This window comes from Rhizobium sp. BIGb0125 (genome assembly GCF_024810055.1).
Lineage (GTDB): Bacteria > Pseudomonadota > Alphaproteobacteria > Rhizobiales > Rhizobiaceae > Agrobacterium.
In genome coordinates this window covers 202,992-218,355 of the sequence record NZ_JANUDV010000005.1, presented here as the reverse complement: position 1 = coordinate 218,355, position 15,364 = coordinate 202,992, and the positions used below count along the sequence as shown (strand labels likewise).

The window sequence follows — 15,364 nt, the reverse complement described above, 5'->3', positions numbered from 1 at the left end:
GTGCGTTATCCCTTCATGTAAAAGGAGTACAAGCTCATGGATACTGGCATTCTGATTGGTTTGTTCTTTGCACTGTTCATTGCGCTGAACATCGTTTGTGCAGTTTGGTATGCGGAAAGCCTGCGTAGCAGGAACAAGCTCATTCAGCAGCATCGGCAATACTTCCCGTAATATTGGCCGCCACGCTGTTTTTTGACGCTTGATAGTCCGAGCGCATTTTTCGCACCAACGCGAGTTCCGCTTGAAAATCCACGTAATGCGGTAGCTTGAGGTGCTCTACAAAGCCGGTTGCCTGGACATTGTCCGCGTGGGAAATGACGAATTCCTCATCCTGAGCAGGGGCGGTGATATCCTCGCCAAATTCCTCGGCGCGAAGCGCGCGGTCCACCAGTGACATAGACATGGCTTTGCGTTCGCTCTGGCCGAACACCAGCCCATAACCGCGGGTAAACTGCGGTGGCGCCTTGGACGAACCCTTGAACTGGTTGACCATCTGGCATTCTGTGACGCGGATTTCTCCAAGCGAGACAGCAAAGCCCAATTCCGGCACGTCGATTTCCACTTCGACTTCGCCGATACGCACCTCACCCACAAATGGGTGGTTACGGCCGTAGCCACGCTGCGTGGAGTAGGCGAGTGCGAGCAGAAACCCCTCATCGCCACGTGCCAGCGATTGCAAACGCACGTCGCGCGGCATCGGGAACTCCATCGGCTCGCGCGTCAGGTCGCCAGCCTTATGATCCAAGGACATTTCGCCATCGGTTTCAATCAGGCCTTCGGCTGCCAGAATGTCGGACACTTTGGAAACAGGGTCGATGCCATTGCTTTCGAGCGCCGCTTCTTCAACAAAGCCGTCTTCCAGCAGCGATGGGTCAAGCAGACGGTGCGTATAGTCGAAGGTTGGGCCAAGCAACTGACCACCGGGCAAATCCTTATAGGTGGCGGAAACGCGGCGTTCGACCCGCATAGTGCCCGTCTCAATCGGCTTTGATGTGCCGAAGCGCGGTAGTGTCGTGCGGTAAGCGCGCAGCAGGAAGATCGCCTCGATCATGTCGCCGCGCGATTGTTTGATGGCCAGTGCTGCAAGTGCAGTATCGTGAAGCGAAGCTTCGGCCATAACGCGGTCAACCGCGAGGCCAAGCTGCGCAACGATCTGCTCAATGGTCAATGCTGGCAAGGAACGGTCGCCGCGACGACGGTCGGCCAGCAGACGATGGGCATTGGCAATGGCGGTCTCTCCGCCTTTGACGGCAACATACATCGATCAATTCTCCATCAGGTCTATGCGCGTGCTGCGCGGCAGGCAGAGGAAACTGTCACCACTTGTCAGGATGACATCGATACCGCGTGGAAAGGCCAGTCGGTTTTCCGCCCACATATGCAGAAACGCCTGCGGCAATCCTTGCGGTGCAATCTGGCGCTCGTCGCGAATACCGGGACCGGTCAACCGAAAAGGTGAACCACCGATAAGCGCTGCAACCTCGATCAACACTGTCGTCGAGCGGTCCGGATATTCCTGCGTGCCGACTGAAAACAAGCCAAGCGAGGTCAGGGCCGCGCCAGCTTCAAGCACCGCGAAACGGGCTCCACTTTTGTCGGTTTCCAGTTCGGCACCGGTATGGAAGGAAAGCCAGCCTGGAACGCCTGACTTGGCCAGCTCACCGTTCATCCAGAATGGCGTGTCGTGGTCGCAAAGCGTCAGCAACACGGCACCTGCGGCCTTGCCCAGCGGTGCTGGCGGTTTGACACGGGCGTCAGCCACATGAATGGTTCCGGGCTGCGCCATACCATCCATCAACTTGCGAAACACGCCCTGGGATTCAAAAACGGGATCGGCAAAACCGCCCGACAAAATATCGCCCTTGTGGTCCATCAGTCGTCTCCCCGAACCATGGTGAAGAAATTGACGCGCGTTGCCGCGGTCTCCTGTTTCTTTTGGTTGGCGGTGGCCTGAAGGCGCTGTTCAACCGGCGACAGCAGATTGGCTTCAATCATGTCCCGCGTTGCCGGTTCCTGCCAAAGGGCGTCGAAGATCGCGGAAACCCAGGCCTTCTTTTTGTTGGTGCCAAGTGCATGTGCGTGACCGACCGTGCCGGAGGCCAGGCGGATCGTGGCACGTGTCATGGTTGCTTCACCAAGGTTGAATGCATCGCCACCGCCACCAATGCGGCCGCGTACCATGACGAGGCCGGTTTCCGGCCCACGCACCTTTTCAGCTTCGGGCGACTGTTCCAGTCCGCCCCACACGCTCATCAGTTCTTCCATGCTGGCGCGTGCAAGCAGGGCTGCGACCCGCTGACGACCTTCAATCGATGGTATGTTCTTTGTTTGCATCTTATCCTCAAATGTCTATTGATATAGACAACCATACAAGATAGGATATTGCTATCCGAATGACATGACAAGCGTGTGACATATGACTGTAACGGCCTCGATGGGCGCCAATGTGCGCAGGAAAAACGGCGTCGCTCTCTGGCGGCAGATTGCCGACCGCATTCGGCAATCTATTCTGGCCGGTGAGTATGATGAAGCTGGCATGCTTCCTCCCGAAATGGTGCTGTCTGAAACCTTCAACGTCAACCGGCACACGGTGCGTAGCGCCATCTCGGCCTTGGCGGATGAGGGGATCGTTCAGCCACTGCAAGGTCGTGGCACGATGATTGTGCGCAAGGATCGGCTGAGTTTCCCGATTTCAAAACGAACCCGCTTTTCCGAAGGGGTTGGCGACCAGGTTCGCGAAATGCAGGGGCTGCTGTTGTCGTCATCAATTGAGACGGCACCAATCGAAGTCGCCCGACAACTGGGACTGGTGCAGGGTGCGACCGTCATCTGTCTCGAACTTTTGCGCAAGGCCGACCGTCGCCCGGTATCACGTTCCACCACCTGGTTTCCTGCCGACCGGTTTGAGGGCATTGCTGCAGCCTACGAAAAAAGCGGATCGATTACTGCAGCTTTCAAGGCGGTGGGCCTCAATGACTATATGCGCGCCTCGACAAAGATTTCTGCCATGCATGCCGGCGCCGATGATCTCGCAGCACTTGAGCTTTCACCGGGGGCAATCCTTCTGGTGACGCATGCGCTGAACACCGATCTGGATGGTAAACCGGTGCAATACGCCATCAGCCGTTTTCCGGCAGACACGGTGGAATTCCGGATGGAGAACTGATCTTCAGGACGGATCCATTCAACGATGTCACATAAAAAAGGCCGGAGCGTAAAACGCTCCGACCTTTTCAATTTAGGTGCTGCCAAGACTTAATGCGCGGCGGACATGTCGCCGAGAACGTCCTTGGAGATAACGGTGGAATCCGCTTTCAGCTTGTAAACCATCGGCACACCGGTCGCGAGGTTGAGCTTGAGGATCTCTTCCTTGCTCAGGCGGTCCAGAACCATCACCAGCGAACGCAGCGAATTGCCGTGAGCGGCAACCAGTACGTTTTCACCACGCAGCACGCGCGGCAGAATTTCGGTGAGGTAATAAGGCCAGACGCGCGCACCCGTGTCGCGCAGGCTTTCGCCGCCCGGAGGTGGTACGTCATAGGAACGGCGCCAGATGTGAACCTGTTCTTCGCCCCACTTTTCGCGGGCGTCGTCCTTGTTCAGGCCCGAGAGATCGCCGTAGTCGCGCTCGTTCAGCGCCTGATCGCGGATCGTTGTCAGGTCAGGCTGGCCAACATTGTTGAGAACGATCTGGCAGGTCTTCTGCGCACGGGTCAGGTCCGACGTAAAAGCGATGTCGAACTTGATGCCGTAATCAGCCAGTGCCTTACCGCCTGCATTGGCTTCCTGCACGCCAAGCTCGGTCAGGTCGGGGTCACGCCAGCCGGTGAAAAGGTTCTTCAGGTTCCAGTCGCTCTGGCCGTGGCGAACAAGCACGAGAGTTCCGCTCATAGTCAATTCCCTCCGTAAAAATGAAAATTATCAGGCTTCCGACAGCCCCAAAACATCGAGCATTGAATAAAGACCGGGCTTCTGGCCACGTGCCCATATGGCTGCTGCCAGTGCGCCGCGTGCAAAAATCGACCGGTCGCCGGCATAATGCGACAGCGTTACACGCTCGCCTTCGCCAGCAAAAATCACTGAGTGGTCGCCAATAACCGAACCGCCGCGCAGCGCTGCAAAACCGATCGTGCCTTCGACGCGTGCGCCGGTATGCCCATCACGCACCCGCACCGACGATGATGCCAGATCGATCCCACGACCTATTGCTGCTTCATTACCCAGAAGCAATGCGGTGCCGGATGGTGCGTCAACCTTGTGTTTGTGGTGCATTTCAACCACCTCAATGTCCCACGCATTGGCAGGCAAAGCCTTTGCCGTCTGGCGGGCCAGCACACCGAGAAGATTAACACCAAGGCTCATATTGCCTGACTTGACGACGCGGGCATGACGGGCCGCTGCTTCAAACTTGGCCTCGTCTTCCGGCGAACAACCGGTGGTGCCGATCACGTGCACGATACGAGCCTGTGCTGCAAGTGCAGCAAAGGTGACGCTTGAGGCAGGGGAGGTAAAATCGATAACGCCTTCTGCATTCACGAATGCTTCCAGCGGATCGCTGGTGATCGCAACACCGTTCACGCCTAAGCCGGCAATTTCACCGGCATCCTTGCCGATGAAGGCAGAGGTTTCGCGTTCAATGGCAGCATGCAGCGTGACACCCGGGGTCTCGTGAATAAGACGGATCAGGGTTTGTCCCATACGACCGGCAGCGCCGACCACCACCAGTTTCATGTCGTTGCTGCTCATGCGTCAGTTCACTCTTCTGCAGATGACTTCAGACCGCTGCCGGTCGATTGAAGATTATTGAGGTGAGCGTAAAGCCCGTTTTCCTGCTTCGCAAGCTCTTCATGCGTGCCTTGCTCAAGCACTTGGCCGTCATGCATCACAACGATCTTGTCGGCTCGGACAACGGTGGAAAGTCGGTGGGCAATCACGATGACGGTGCGTCCGTTCATCGTCGTTTCCAAGGCTTTCTGCACGTAGGATTCCGATTCCGTGTCCAGCGCCGAGGTCGCCTCATCGAGAAGCAGGATCGCCGCGTTGCGAACCAGCGCACGGGCAATTGACAGACGCTGGCGCTGGCCGCCGGAAAGGCTCATGCCATTTTCACCAACCGGTGTGTCATACCCCATCGGCTGAGCCATGATGAAATCATGCGCATAGGCCTGTCTTGCCGCATCTTCAATCTCGGCATCAGTCGCATCGGGGCGGCCATAACGGATATTGTCGCGAATGGTGCCTTCAAACAGATAAGGTTGCTGCGAAACATAAGCGATGTGGTGGCGCAGCGATGCCTTTTTCACATCGGCAATATTCTGCCCATCAACCAGAATTTCACCCTCCAGCGGGTCGTAAAACCGTGGGATGAGGCTGATGATGGTCGACTTGCCAGCGCCTGAAGGACCAACCAGCGCGGTCGTCTTCCCACCTTCCGCCACGAAGGACACGTTACGGAGAATGGAATTTTCGTTGTTGTAACCGAAGGACACGTTGCGCAGCTCGATTGTCGCATTGGCAACCGTCAGCTCACCGGCATCCGGCTTGTCCCGCTGCAGCGGCTGCAAATCCAAGAGCTCGTAGATCATACGGGCGTTGACAGTTGCCTGTTCCATCTGGACCTGCAGGCGAGCCAGACGGCGGGCTGGGTCGTACGCCATCAGCAGCGCGGTGACGAAGGAGAAAAATGCACCGGGTGCAACGCCGCCGTAAATCGACCGGAAGGCGGCATAGGCCAGCACGCTCGAAATCGCGAGACCGGCAAATGTTTCGGTCAGAGGTGCAGTCCGTTCGGTCAGCCGGGCAATACGGTTTGCGCGCCCTTCAGCCGATTTGATGACCTCGTTGACCTTCTCTTCCAGCTGCTTTTCCATCGTGAAGGCTTTGACGATGGCCATGCCCTGAATGGTTTCCTGCGTCGCGCCCAGAACGCGGCTGTTGAGCACGATGGCGTCACGCGTGGCACTGCGCAGGCGTTTAGAAATGTAGCGAAGACCAATCAGCAGCGGTGGTGCAACCACCAGAATGACCAGCGAAAGCAGGGCATCCTTAGACACCATGACGCCGATCAGCGCGATTAGCGTCAGCAGGTCACGGGCAATCGAGGTGACCGTCAGGTTGAGAACATCACGTACGCCGCTGACATTCTGGGTGATCTGTGCGGCAAGATGCGCCGAACGGGCTTCGTTGAAAAAACCGACTGAAAGCGTCATCAGATGCGAATAGATACGCTTCTGATATCCGGCGACAATGTTGTTGCCGATCTTTGACAGTAGCACTGACTGGCCATAGGTCGCAAAACCGCGCAGCACGAACGCCGCGAAAATGCTGGAGCATATGATGATGACGAGGTCGGCACGCTTGTTGGCGAAGGCTTCGTTGATCACCGATTCCATGATCCAGGCCGTAAAAGCCGTCGTTGCTGCAACCACCAACAAGCAGGAAATGGCAAGAATGTAATTGCGCAAATGCGCACGGCCATTTTCAGCAATAATGCGTTTCAGGATTCCCGAAACCTTTTCGGAATCCATCGGCTTTTTTGTGCGTACGGTAGAGTTCAAACGCTGATCTGCCCTGTTAGTGTGCGGCCTCCCGCTTTTGAGGCGGTTCTATAACCAGTCGAGGCGCTTTTGGCCATAGACAAGTTAATGCGCAGTCACACCACCCAGCGCCGTCCTTCAAGCGTAAGGCCATAGTTTTCAGGCGAACGGGCAAAGGTTGCAAGCCCCGCGAGTGCCGCCTGCGAATGCGTCACCACATAGGTAGGGATGGTCGAGAGCAGGGCGTTGTGTGGAGCCTTGTCTTCAAAGGCTGCGCGGAATTCTCCCTGTTTAAGGGCCGGGATGATTTTCTGGGAAATGCCACCCGCCAGATAAACGCCACCGCGCGCCATGAATATCAGCGCAAGGTCTCCTGCCAGACGCCCGAGATAGGTGCTGAAGAGGGTCAATGTTTCGGCAGCCTGTGTGTCGTCACCAGCCAGGCCATGCGAGGTGATGTCAGCCGGGTCCTTAAAGGCGGGCTTGACGCCATCAGCAGCGCAAACCGCGTTATAAAGGTAAACCAGCCCGCGGCCGCACAGGATCTGTTCGCCAGAAATACGGCCCTCGATAGGCTCGAGATGCGGGAAAATCTGGAAATCACGTTCGCTTCTTGGGCCGATATCGACATGGCCGCCTTCACCGGGAACGGGGAACCACATGTTGCGGGCATGGACGAGGCCGGCAACGCCGAGCCCGGTGCCAGGGCCAAGCACAACACGCGAGGCGATCATGTCCTTGTTGTCAGGGCCGATAAGGTCGCGGTTTTCATTATCGAGCGCCGAAATCGCCAGCGCCTGCGCTTCAAAGTCATTGATGACAATGATGTCTTCAAGGCCAAGCTTTTCCAGCATCTGCTGAGGGCGCACCACCCAGTCGCAATTTGTCAGCGGTATCTCATCGCTTTCAATAGGGCCGGCGACAGCCAGAATGGCCGAACGCGGCTGCACTGAGGTCTTGTCGAGGATCGATGTCTGGATTGCGTCATCAATGGTGGCGAAGTCGGCGGTCTTGACGCTGACGAACTGCCGAGGTTCTGCAAAGGCATCCAGGAGGATGGAAAAACGGGCATTGGTGCCGCCAATATCACCGATCAGAATAGGAAACGGGAGATGATCTTTTTCGATATTTTTTGACATGGATGCTCTCACCGTGGAATTTGAAACAGGGCGTGACCGGAAACGAATTTAATTAAAGCTGGAAATCGACCAGTTTTTCCGCAGTCGCCCGATTGAGCGCCATGGGAATGTCGTAGACGGTTGCAAGTCGCGTCAACGCTTTTACATCGACATCATGAGGCATTGATGTCAGTGGATCGACAAAGAAAATCAGCATATGCACTTCACCTTGCGCAATCATCGCGCCGATCTGTTGGTCGCCGCCAAGGGGACCGCTCTTCAGACGCGTGACGTCGAGGTCAGGGCAGGCATCCTGCACGCGGCCGCCGGTGGTACCGGTGGCGACAATGCGCCATTTGGCCAGAGACGCGCTGTGCTGGCGGGCAAAATCCGCCATGTCGTCCTTTTTCTGATCGTGGGCAATCAGGGCGATGCACTGTTCGGATGCCATGCCATCAACTTTCATGTCATGAATTCAATCGATTTGATTTCTTCTATAACAGCTTGTTGCCATTTGAAAAGCCGGGTTTGCCCGATCCGTAGAATTCAATTCACTGGACGGGCAAGTGGTATCGGGACACCGGCAGGCGCACTGCCGCCTACGGCATCTTGCGAAATAATCGCCTCGATCTGGGAAGAAGGCTGTGATGGCGCGGAATAGGCGCTTGGCAGTGCAGAATTGACCGACGCAACGGATGGAGCCGCCAAGACCGAAGAACAGGCCTTTGGCAAATCCGACAGCATCACTGGACGCGGTTTGACCGGTTTTGCATTCGGGTCTTTTTTCGGCGGAGCCCATGGTTCTTTGGTGAACCACCAGGCGAGTGACTTGTCGCAACCGTCGCCGGCTGGAACAGCCGCCTGCGGTTTGCAACCGGCAGCACCGGCTGGGCACTTGATACGAATATGGAAATGTTCGTCATGACCATAAATCGGTCTGATCTTGCCCATGTCGGAGCGGTCACCCGACCATGTTTCACAAAGCTTCTTTTTGATGGCAGGGTTTACGAAAACCCGGTCTACCTGCGGATAGCTGGCAGCCTGCATCACAAGACGTGCGTGGGTAGAGGTCCAGCGATGCGGATTGACGGTCAGGAACTTGTTCTTGTCCAGCATCGAGGTGAACGGCAGGTTGTCACGCTCCTGCGGTGTCATCACGCGGTTTGGCATCGGTGTAAACCAGATGTCGGCATCAAGGCCGATCTGGTGCGATGCGTGACCAGACAACATCGGGCCGCCACGTGGCTGCGAAATATCGCCAACCAGCAATCCCGGCCAGCCGATGTTCTGCGCATCCTGTGAAAACTGCTCCAGCAGTGCAATCAACTGCGGCTGACCCCAGTTGCGATTGCGCGACGGACGCATGGCCTGCCAGCCCGGCCCATCCTTGGGCAGGGCAACGGCACCCGACTGGCAACCCTTGGCATAAGATCCATAAGGCGACGAGGCGTTGGCATTGGGCAGGAGCGCTGCACCAAACAATTCCTTGGCAGGTTTGTCATCTAAAGCGTAGGCAGTGCCGCCCATGCCAATGTTGGATGAGAGGACCGCCAGCGCGACAACGCCGGTACGCCAGATGCCATCAAGTGTCGTTTTCATTCTCGTCTGCCGCATGTGAAAGTGATTTGCCCACAAGTCTAACTGAAAAGCGCATCAAGCTGAAACATCATTTTGGTGAAACAATGGTTCTGACGCCTCTGGAGACCGATCTGGATAATAAGGTTGTGAGCCACCCGCCTCTATATTTTGCCGCACTTTCGCTTATGCTTCTGGCACGCGATGACAAAACGGAGATGGACTGCATGCTATTTAACAGGCTGAAACCCTGCCTCATCACCTTGAGCGCATTATCGGTGTTGTCGACACCTTTTTCAGCCTCGGCGCAGGATGCCGACAAGTGGCGCAGCGGTGTTTCCGCGATCGGCGAACTCAAATATCCCGAGGGGTTCGAACGTTTTGCTTATGTCAATCCCGAGGCACCCAAAGGTGGCACGTTACGTTTGTCAGCTAATGGCACGTTCGATACGCTCAATCTGTTGCTTGACAAAGGTGAGGCTGCCAACGGTTTGGGCCTCGTTTACGATACGTTGATGGTAAGCTCCGAAGAGGAGTTGTCAGCCTCTTACGGGCTGCTGGCGGAGGCTGTGAGCTTCCCCGATGATATCTCGAAAGCAGTTTTTCGTCTGCGAAAAGAAGCAAAATGGGCGGATGGCCAGCCTGTAACGCCAGAAGATGTCGTTTTCAGTTTTGAGAAAACCAAGGAACTCAGCACCAGTAAGGCGAACTATTACACCCATGTCAGCAAGGCTGAAGTCACAGGCGAACGCGAAGTAACCTTCACCTTCGATGAGGCAAACAACAAGGAATTACCGCAGATTGTCGGGCAATTGGCAATCGTGCCCAAACATTGGTGGGAGGGCACCGGTCCGGATGGCAAGCAACGCGATATTTCTCGCGTGACGCTGGAGCCGGTTATGGGGTCCGGTCCCTACAAGGTCGCATCCGTCTCGTCAGGGTCTACGTTGACCTATGAATTGCGCGACGATTATTGGGGCAGGGACCTCAACGTCAATGTTGGGCAAAACAACTTCAAGACCATCAGCTACAGCTTCTTTACCGACCAGGATGTGGAATTTCAGGCCTTCAAATCCGGCACGATTGATTTCCGCCAGGAGCAGTCCTCCAGCCGTTGGGTCAAGCAGTATGATTTTCCCGCCGTCAAGGATGGGCGGATAACAAAGGAAGAATTGCCGAATGTCTATCGCGCTGCTGGCATCATGCAGGCCTTTGTACCGAACCAGCGACGGGAAAAATTCCAGAACCCGAATATGCGAAAGGCACTCAATTACGCCTTCGATTTCGAGGATTTGAACAAGACGCTGGCATTCGGTCAGTTCCAGCGGATCAACAGTTTCTTCATGGGAAGCGAACTGGCGTCTTCCGGTTTGCCGACAGGCCGGGAGTTGGAAATTCTGACGGAGCTGAAGGATCAGGTTCCACCTGAGGTTTTCACCGCGGAATATCAAAACCCTGTTGCTGGTGATCCCGGCAAACAGCGGACTAATCTTCTTGAGGCGAAGAAGCTGATGGAACTGGCCGGTTATGAATTGCGCGGCAACAAGATGGTCAATGCGCAAACCGGCAAACAGCTTGATATCGAACTGCTGATCGATTCAGTTGGCATGGAGCGTACGGTCACGCCGTTCATCCAAAATCTGAAAAGGATCGGCGTCAACGCAACGCTGCGTACGGTAGATGCATCGCAATACGCCAACCGCGTGCGCAGCTTCGATTTTGACATGATTGTCAAACTTTGGGGAACCTCGGCCAGCCCAGGCAATGAGCAGGCTGATTACTGGGGATCGGCAGCAGCAGACCGCCCGGGGTCGGGGAACGTGGGCGGCATTAAGAACCCTGCCGTGGATGCCTTGGTACGAAAGGTCATTTTTGCTCCAAACCGTGATGAACAGGTGGCCGCTGCCCGTGCGCTGGACCGTGTTCTGCTGTCAAACGCCTATGTGGTGCCGCAGTTTTATCGCGGCTTCAGTTCCATTGCCTATTGGAACACGCTGGTTCACCCGAAAGAGTTGCCTGAATATGGGCTTGGTTTCCCCAATGCCTGGTGGTCCGCCAGCGCCGGAAAATGATGCGGGTCTTGCTTTATAAGCCAAGCCTTGATTCACATAGCAAATTACGAATCATACAGTGTGCGGGATCTGCCGCACTCCGGAAAGGAAACGGTTTGACGCAGCCGATGACAGCCGAACCCAACTCCCTGAAGCGGAGCACCTGATGGGAGCTTATATTCTGCGGCGTCTGGCCCTGATGATACCGACGATTGTCGGCATCATGGGCATTTCCTTCCTCGTCATCCAGTTTGCCCCGGGCGGGCCGGTGGAGCAGGTTATTGCCCAGCTTTCCGGTTCGGGTGACAGTGCTGCGGACAGGCTTTCCGGTGGTGGCAACATGCTCGGGCAGGCTGGCGCGTTTGATGAGGGTGGCGCCACCTATCGAGGTGCTCAGGGTCTCGACCCAGAGCTGATCGCCAAGCTGGAAAAGCAGTTCGGTTTCGACAAGCCGCCTTTGACCCGCTTTCTTGATATGATGTGGAATTATATCCGCTTCGATTTCGGCGAAAGTTTCTTCAAGGGCCGTTCGGTGGTGGATCTCATCATCGAAAAAATGCCCGTCTCCATCTCGCTCGGTATCTGGATAATGATCATTTCCTATATGATCTCCATTCCGCTCGGCATCAAAAAGGCGGTATCGGATGGTTCGACCTTTGACGTCTGGACGTCGGGCATCATCATCATCGGTTACGCTGTTCCAAGCTTTCTGTTTGGTATTCTGCTGATTGTGTTGTTTGCCGGTGGCTCGTTCTTTGACTGGTTTCCGCTGCGCGGCTTGGTCTCGGATAATTTTGATTCCCTTCCATGGTGGGAAAAGATCATCGACTATTTCTGGCACCTGGCGCTGCCATTGATCGCGCTGTCGCTGTCGGCCTTTGCGACAACGACCTTGTTGACGAAGAATTCCTTCATTGACGAGATCAAGAAGCAATATGTCGTCACGGCAAGGGCCAAGGGATTGTCCGAACGCAAGGTCCTGTACGGCCATGTGTTCCGCAACGCCATGCTGATCGTGATTGCCGGTTTTCCTGGCGCATTCATTTCAGCCTTCTTCACCGGATCTCTATTGATCGAGAATATCTTCTCGCTGGATGGTCTTGGCCGTCTCGGTTATCTCGCGGTCATTGAGCGCGATTATCCGATCGTCTTTGGAACGCTGTTCATCTTTTCTCTGATGGGGCTTGTTGTCGGGCTGGTGTCCGACGTCCTCTATACATGGATTGATCCGCGGATCGATTTCGAACGGAGGGACGTGTAATGACCGACGTCACCTCGGGCATCGAAACTACAGCTGCAAAGCCGGACAAGCCTTGGTTCTCTCCCACCACCAAACGCCGTTGGCAGAATTTTAAAGCCAACAGACGCGGATACTGGTCGTTCTGGTTGTTCCTGTTTCTGTTTATCGGCAGCCTTTTTGCCGAATTCATCGCCAACGATAAACCGATCCTCGCCTCCTATAAGGGTGAATTGCTGGTACCGGTTCTGGTGGACTATCCTGAAGAAAAGTTCGGCGGTTTTCTTGCACAGACGGATTACAAGTCATCCTTCATCCGCGAGGAAATTGAGAACAACGGGTGGATCATCTGGCCACCGATCCGCTATTCCTATCAGACCGTGAATTCCAACATTCCAAGTTCCGCACCCACGGCGCCTTTCTGGATGCTGGATAGTGCGGAGCGTTGCAGCGCCTATCCGCTGGGTGACAAGGATCCGGACTGCACGCTTGGCAACATGAACTGGCTGGGCACCGATAATCAGGCACGCGACGTGACCTCACGTATGATTTACGGCTTCCGTATCTCGGTTTTGTTTGGTCTGGCTCTGACCATTGCCTCGGCTATCGTCGGTGTGACGGCCGGTGCCGTGCAGGGTTATTTTGGTGGCTGGACTGACCTTTTGATGCAACGTTTCATCGAAATTTGGTCGTCCATGCCGGTGCTTTACATCCTGCTCATCATCGCATCGATCTTGCCGCCCGGCTTCTTTATTCTGCTCGGTATCCTGCTGTTGTTTTCATGGGTTGGGTTTGTCGGCATTGTGCGTGCCGAATTCCTGCGCGCCAGAAACTTTGAATATGTCAATGCCGCGCGCGCACTGGGTGTCGGCAACTGGACAATCATGTTCCGCCACCTGTTGCCCAATGCCATGGTGGCTACACTGACCTTCCTGCCGTTCATCCTGTCGGGATCAATTACCACGCTCACATCGCTGGATTTCCTTGGTTTCGGCATGCCGCCGGGCTCGCCTTCATTGGGGGAAATGATCTCTCAGGGTAAAAACAATCTGCAGGCACCCTGGCTTGGACTGACGGCATTCTTCACCATGTCCATCATGCTTTCACTGCTGATCTTTGTCGGCGAGGCCGTGCGCGACGCCTTTGATCCGCGCAAGACATTCCGGTGAGCGCGATGTCGAACAAAGTGGCCGATACAATGACCAAACCAATTCTTTCCGTCCGTAACCTGTCGGTAGCCTTTCATCAGGGCGGCAGCCAAAGCATTGCTGTCGACGGCGTGTCCTTCGATATCATGCCGGGCGAAGTGGTGGCGCTTGTCGGGGAATCCGGGTCAGGAAAATCCGTGACCGCAAACTCGATTTTGAAACTGCTGCCCTATCCGGCCGCCAGCCATCCCTCCGGTGAAATCCTGTTTGAAGAAAAGGATATGCTGAAGCTGCCGGAGCGCGAATTGCGTGCCGTGCGCGGCAACGACATCACCATGATTTTCCAGGAGCCGATGACCTCGCTTAATCCACTGCACACGATTGAGCGGCAGATTGGCGAAATTCTGGAACTGCATCAGGCCATGACAGGCACGCAGGCGCGTGCACGCATCCTTGAACTGTTGTTGCAGGTGGGTATTCGTGATCCCGAGAAACGCCTGAAAGCCTACCCACACGAATTGTCCGGCGGCCAACGTCAGCGTGTAATGATCGCCATGGCCCTAGCCAACCGGCCAAAGTTGCTGATTGCCGACGAACCGACGACAGCGCTCGATGTGACGGTGCAGGCACAAATTCTGGAACTGTTGCGTAATCTGAAAGAACAGCACAGCATGTCCATGCTGTTCATTACCCACGACCTTGGCATTGTTCGCAAATTCGCCGACCGTGTCTGCGTGATGACCAAGGGCAAGATCGTTGAAACAGGTCCTGTCGAGCAAGTGTTCAACACACCGCAACATGCCTATACCCGCCATCTCCTAGCTGCCGAACCGAAGGGTGAGCCGCCCCATTCGGATGACAGCAAACCGGTGGTGATGCAGGGCGATGACATCAAGGTCTGGTTCCCGATCAAGGCTGGCCTGATGCGCAGGGTCGTTGATCACGTCAAGGCCGTCGATGGTATCGATCTGACGCTACGGGCAGGGCAGACACTCGGTGTTGTCGGTGAATCCGGCTCTGGCAAGACCACGCTCGGCCTGGCGCTGGCGCGCTTGATAAGGTCACAAGGGCGGATCAGTTTTCTCGGAAACCAGATCGAGGGTTATTCCTTCGAAGATATGAAACCGCTCAGAAACCGCTTGCAGGTGGTGTTTCAGGATCCCTATGGATCGCTGAGCCCGCGCATGTCGGTGGGTGAGATCGTCGCTGAAGGCCTGAAAGTGCATGAAAAGGCACTGTCGTCGGAAGAGCGTGACCGGCGCGTGGCATCAGTGCTGGAAGAGGTGGGTCTTGATCCGGCAACCCGCTGGCGTTACCCGCACGAGTTCTCCGGCGGGCAGCGGCAGCGTATCGCCATTGCACGCGCCATGGTGCTAAAGCCTCGGTTTGTCATGCTGGATGAACCGACGTCAGCGCTTGATATGAGCGTGCAGGCGCAGGTGGTGGACCTGCTGCGTGATCTACAGGCCAAACATGATCTCGCATATCTGTTCATCAGCCACGACCTGAAAGTGGTCAAGGCACTGGCCAATGAGGTCATCGTCATGCGGCAGGGCAAGGTGGTGGAAAAAGGTCCATCCACCCAGATATTCAACGCCCCGCAGCAGGATTATACCAAGGCGCTGATGGCGGCGGCCTTTAATATTGAGGCCGTGGAAACACCAGCCGTCAATCAATAATTGCCAAGTCCCGGCCCGGT

Annotated in this window: 14 protein-coding genes; 5 read left to right on the top strand and 9 right to left on the bottom strand. The window is 55.7% G+C overall.

Annotation, left to right across the window (positions count from 1 at the left end):
• Window positions 1–139: 139 nt before the first annotated feature.
• The 3 genes from M2418_RS15420 to phnG are packed head-to-tail and all read right to left on the bottom strand — an operon-like array spanning window position 140 to window position 2,334.
• On the bottom strand, window positions 140–1,261 hold the full coding sequence (locus M2418_RS15420; protein WP_259147685.1) for a carbon-phosphorus lyase complex subunit PhnI: 1,122 nt from the start codon (window positions 1,259–1,261) through the stop codon (window positions 140–142).
• 3 nt (window positions 1,262–1,264) lie between these two features.
• On the bottom strand, window positions 1,265–1,873 hold the full coding sequence (gene phnH / locus M2418_RS15415) for a phosphonate C-P lyase system protein PhnH (protein ID WP_259147684.1): 609 nt from the start codon (window positions 1,871–1,873) through the stop codon (window positions 1,265–1,267).
• Window positions 1,873–2,334, bottom strand: coding sequence for a phosphonate C-P lyase system protein PhnG (gene phnG / locus M2418_RS15410; protein ID WP_250983478.1), 462 nt, complete (start codon window positions 2,332–2,334; stop codon window positions 1,873–1,875). Before phnG ends, phnH begins: the two co-directional genes overlap by 1 nt.
• A 100-nt stretch (window positions 2,335–2,434) precedes the next feature.
• On the opposite strand from phnG, the gene phnF reads away from it, so the two are divergent.
• Window positions 2,435–3,166 carry a phosphonate metabolism transcriptional regulator PhnF gene (phnF, locus tag M2418_RS15405; protein WP_259148027.1) on the top strand — a complete coding sequence of 244 codons (732 nt, stop codon included), beginning with the start codon at window positions 2,435–2,437 and terminating at the stop codon, window positions 3,164–3,166.
• Between the two features lie 89 nt (window positions 3,167–3,255).
• Here phnF and M2418_RS15400 read toward each other — a convergent pair whose 3' ends face one another.
• The 6 genes from M2418_RS15400 to mepA all read right to left on the bottom strand — a co-directional run bounded on the left by M2418_RS15400 (window position 3,256) and on the right by mepA (window position 9,253).
• A complete protein-coding gene (locus tag M2418_RS15400) occupies window positions 3,256–3,891 on the bottom strand; it encodes a 2,3-bisphosphoglycerate-dependent phosphoglycerate mutase (RefSeq protein ID WP_259147682.1) in 636 nt (211 codons plus the stop codon).
• Window positions 3,892–3,921: 30 nt separating this feature from the next.
• On the bottom strand, window positions 3,922–4,746 hold the full coding sequence (dapB, locus tag M2418_RS15395) for a 4-hydroxy-tetrahydrodipicolinate reductase (RefSeq protein WP_192486877.1): 825 nt from the start codon (window positions 4,744–4,746) through the stop codon (window positions 3,922–3,924).
• A gap of 8 nt (window positions 4,747–4,754) precedes the next feature.
• Window positions 4,755–6,527, bottom strand: coding sequence for an ABC transporter ATP-binding protein (locus M2418_RS15390; protein WP_405049435.1), 1,773 nt, complete (start codon window positions 6,525–6,527; stop codon window positions 4,755–4,757).
• A gap of 125 nt (window positions 6,528–6,652) precedes the next feature.
• Window positions 6,653–7,675, bottom strand: coding sequence for a glucokinase (locus M2418_RS15385; RefSeq protein WP_259147679.1), 1,023 nt, complete (start codon window positions 7,673–7,675; stop codon window positions 6,653–6,655).
• Window positions 7,676–7,727: 52 nt separating this feature from the next.
• Window positions 7,728–8,105 (bottom strand): methylglyoxal synthase, encoded by a 378-nt coding sequence (locus tag M2418_RS15380; RefSeq protein ID WP_259147678.1) that lies wholly within the window; start codon window positions 8,103–8,105, stop codon window positions 7,728–7,730.
• 95 nt (window positions 8,106–8,200) lie between these two features.
• Window positions 8,201–9,253 carry a penicillin-insensitive murein endopeptidase gene (gene mepA, locus M2418_RS15375; RefSeq protein WP_405049434.1) on the bottom strand — a complete coding sequence of 351 codons (1,053 nt, stop codon included), beginning with the start codon at window positions 9,251–9,253 and terminating at the stop codon, window positions 8,201–8,203.
• A gap of 203 nt (window positions 9,254–9,456) precedes the next feature.
• Here mepA and M2418_RS15370 point away from each other — a divergent pair, with 203 nt between their 5' ends.
• The 4 genes from M2418_RS15370 (at window position 9,457) to M2418_RS15355 (ending at window position 15,344) form a co-directional block, all read left to right on the top strand.
• Entirely contained in the window at window positions 9,457–11,301 is a 1,845-nt protein-coding gene (locus tag M2418_RS15370) for an extracellular solute-binding protein (RefSeq protein ID WP_259148025.1), read from the top strand.
• Between the two features lie 145 nt (window positions 11,302–11,446).
• Window positions 11,447–12,541, top strand: a complete 1,095-nt coding sequence (locus M2418_RS15365; protein WP_250983483.1) for a microcin C ABC transporter permease YejB — start codon at window positions 11,447–11,449, stop codon at window positions 12,539–12,541.
• Window positions 12,541–13,686: an ABC transporter permease gene (locus M2418_RS15360; RefSeq protein WP_192486884.1), complete on the top strand. Its 1,146-nt coding sequence runs from the start codon at window positions 12,541–12,543 to the stop codon at window positions 13,684–13,686. The genes M2418_RS15365 and M2418_RS15360 overlap by 1 nt, the downstream gene beginning before the upstream one ends.
• Window positions 13,687–13,715: 29 nt before the next feature.
• Complete coding sequence (locus M2418_RS15355; RefSeq protein ID WP_405049445.1) at window positions 13,716–15,344, top strand: ABC transporter ATP-binding protein; 1,629 nt, start codon at window positions 13,716–13,718, stop codon at window positions 15,342–15,344.
• The last annotated feature ends 20 nt before the right edge of the window (window positions 15,345–15,364 follow it).

What these genes read in the sequence shown, in the direction of transcription:
- M2418_RS15400 (WP_259147682.1), bottom strand. Translation starts at nt 3,891, where the DNA reads ATGAGCGGAACTCTCGTGCTTGTTCGCCACGGCCAGAGCGACTGGAAC.
- M2418_RS15360 (WP_192486884.1), top strand. Translation starts at nt 12,541, where the DNA reads ATGACCGACGTCACCTCGGGCATCGAAACTACAGCTGCAAAGCCGGAC.
- M2418_RS15380 (WP_259147678.1), bottom strand. Translation starts at nt 8,105, where the DNA reads ATGGCATCCGAACAGTGCATCGCCCTGATTGCCCACGATCAGAAAAAG.
- phnF (WP_259148027.1), top strand. Translation starts at nt 2,435, where the DNA reads ATGGGCGCCAATGTGCGCAGGAAAAACGGCGTCGCTCTCTGGCGGCAG.
- M2418_RS15355 (WP_405049445.1), top strand. Translation starts at nt 13,716, where the DNA reads ATGACCAAACCAATTCTTTCCGTCCGTAACCTGTCGGTAGCCTTTCAT.
- M2418_RS15385 (WP_259147679.1), bottom strand. Translation starts at nt 7,675, where the DNA reads ATGTCAAAAAATATCGAAAAAGATCATCTCCCGTTTCCTATTCTGATC.
- dapB (WP_192486877.1), bottom strand. Translation starts at nt 4,746, where the DNA reads ATGAGCAGCAACGACATGAAACTGGTGGTGGTCGGCGCTGCCGGTCGT.
- M2418_RS15390 (WP_405049435.1), bottom strand. Translation starts at nt 6,527, where the DNA reads ATGGATTCCGAAAAGGTTTCGGGAATCCTGAAACGCATTATTGCTGAA.
- phnH (WP_259147684.1), bottom strand. Translation starts at nt 1,873, where the DNA reads ATGGACCACAAGGGCGATATTTTGTCGGGCGGTTTTGCCGATCCCGTT.
- M2418_RS15365 (WP_250983483.1), top strand. Translation starts at nt 11,447, where the DNA reads ATGGGAGCTTATATTCTGCGGCGTCTGGCCCTGATGATACCGACGATT.
- M2418_RS15370 (WP_259148025.1), top strand. Translation starts at nt 9,457, where the DNA reads ATGCTATTTAACAGGCTGAAACCCTGCCTCATCACCTTGAGCGCATTA.
- phnG (WP_250983478.1), bottom strand. Translation starts at nt 2,334, where the DNA reads ATGCAAACAAAGAACATACCATCGATTGAAGGTCGTCAGCGGGTCGCA.
- mepA (WP_405049434.1), bottom strand. Translation starts at nt 9,253, where the DNA reads ATGAAAACGACACTTGATGGCATCTGGCGTACCGGCGTTGTCGCGCTG.
- M2418_RS15420 (WP_259147685.1), bottom strand. Translation starts at nt 1,261, where the DNA reads ATGTATGTTGCCGTCAAAGGCGGAGAGACCGCCATTGCCAATGCCCAT.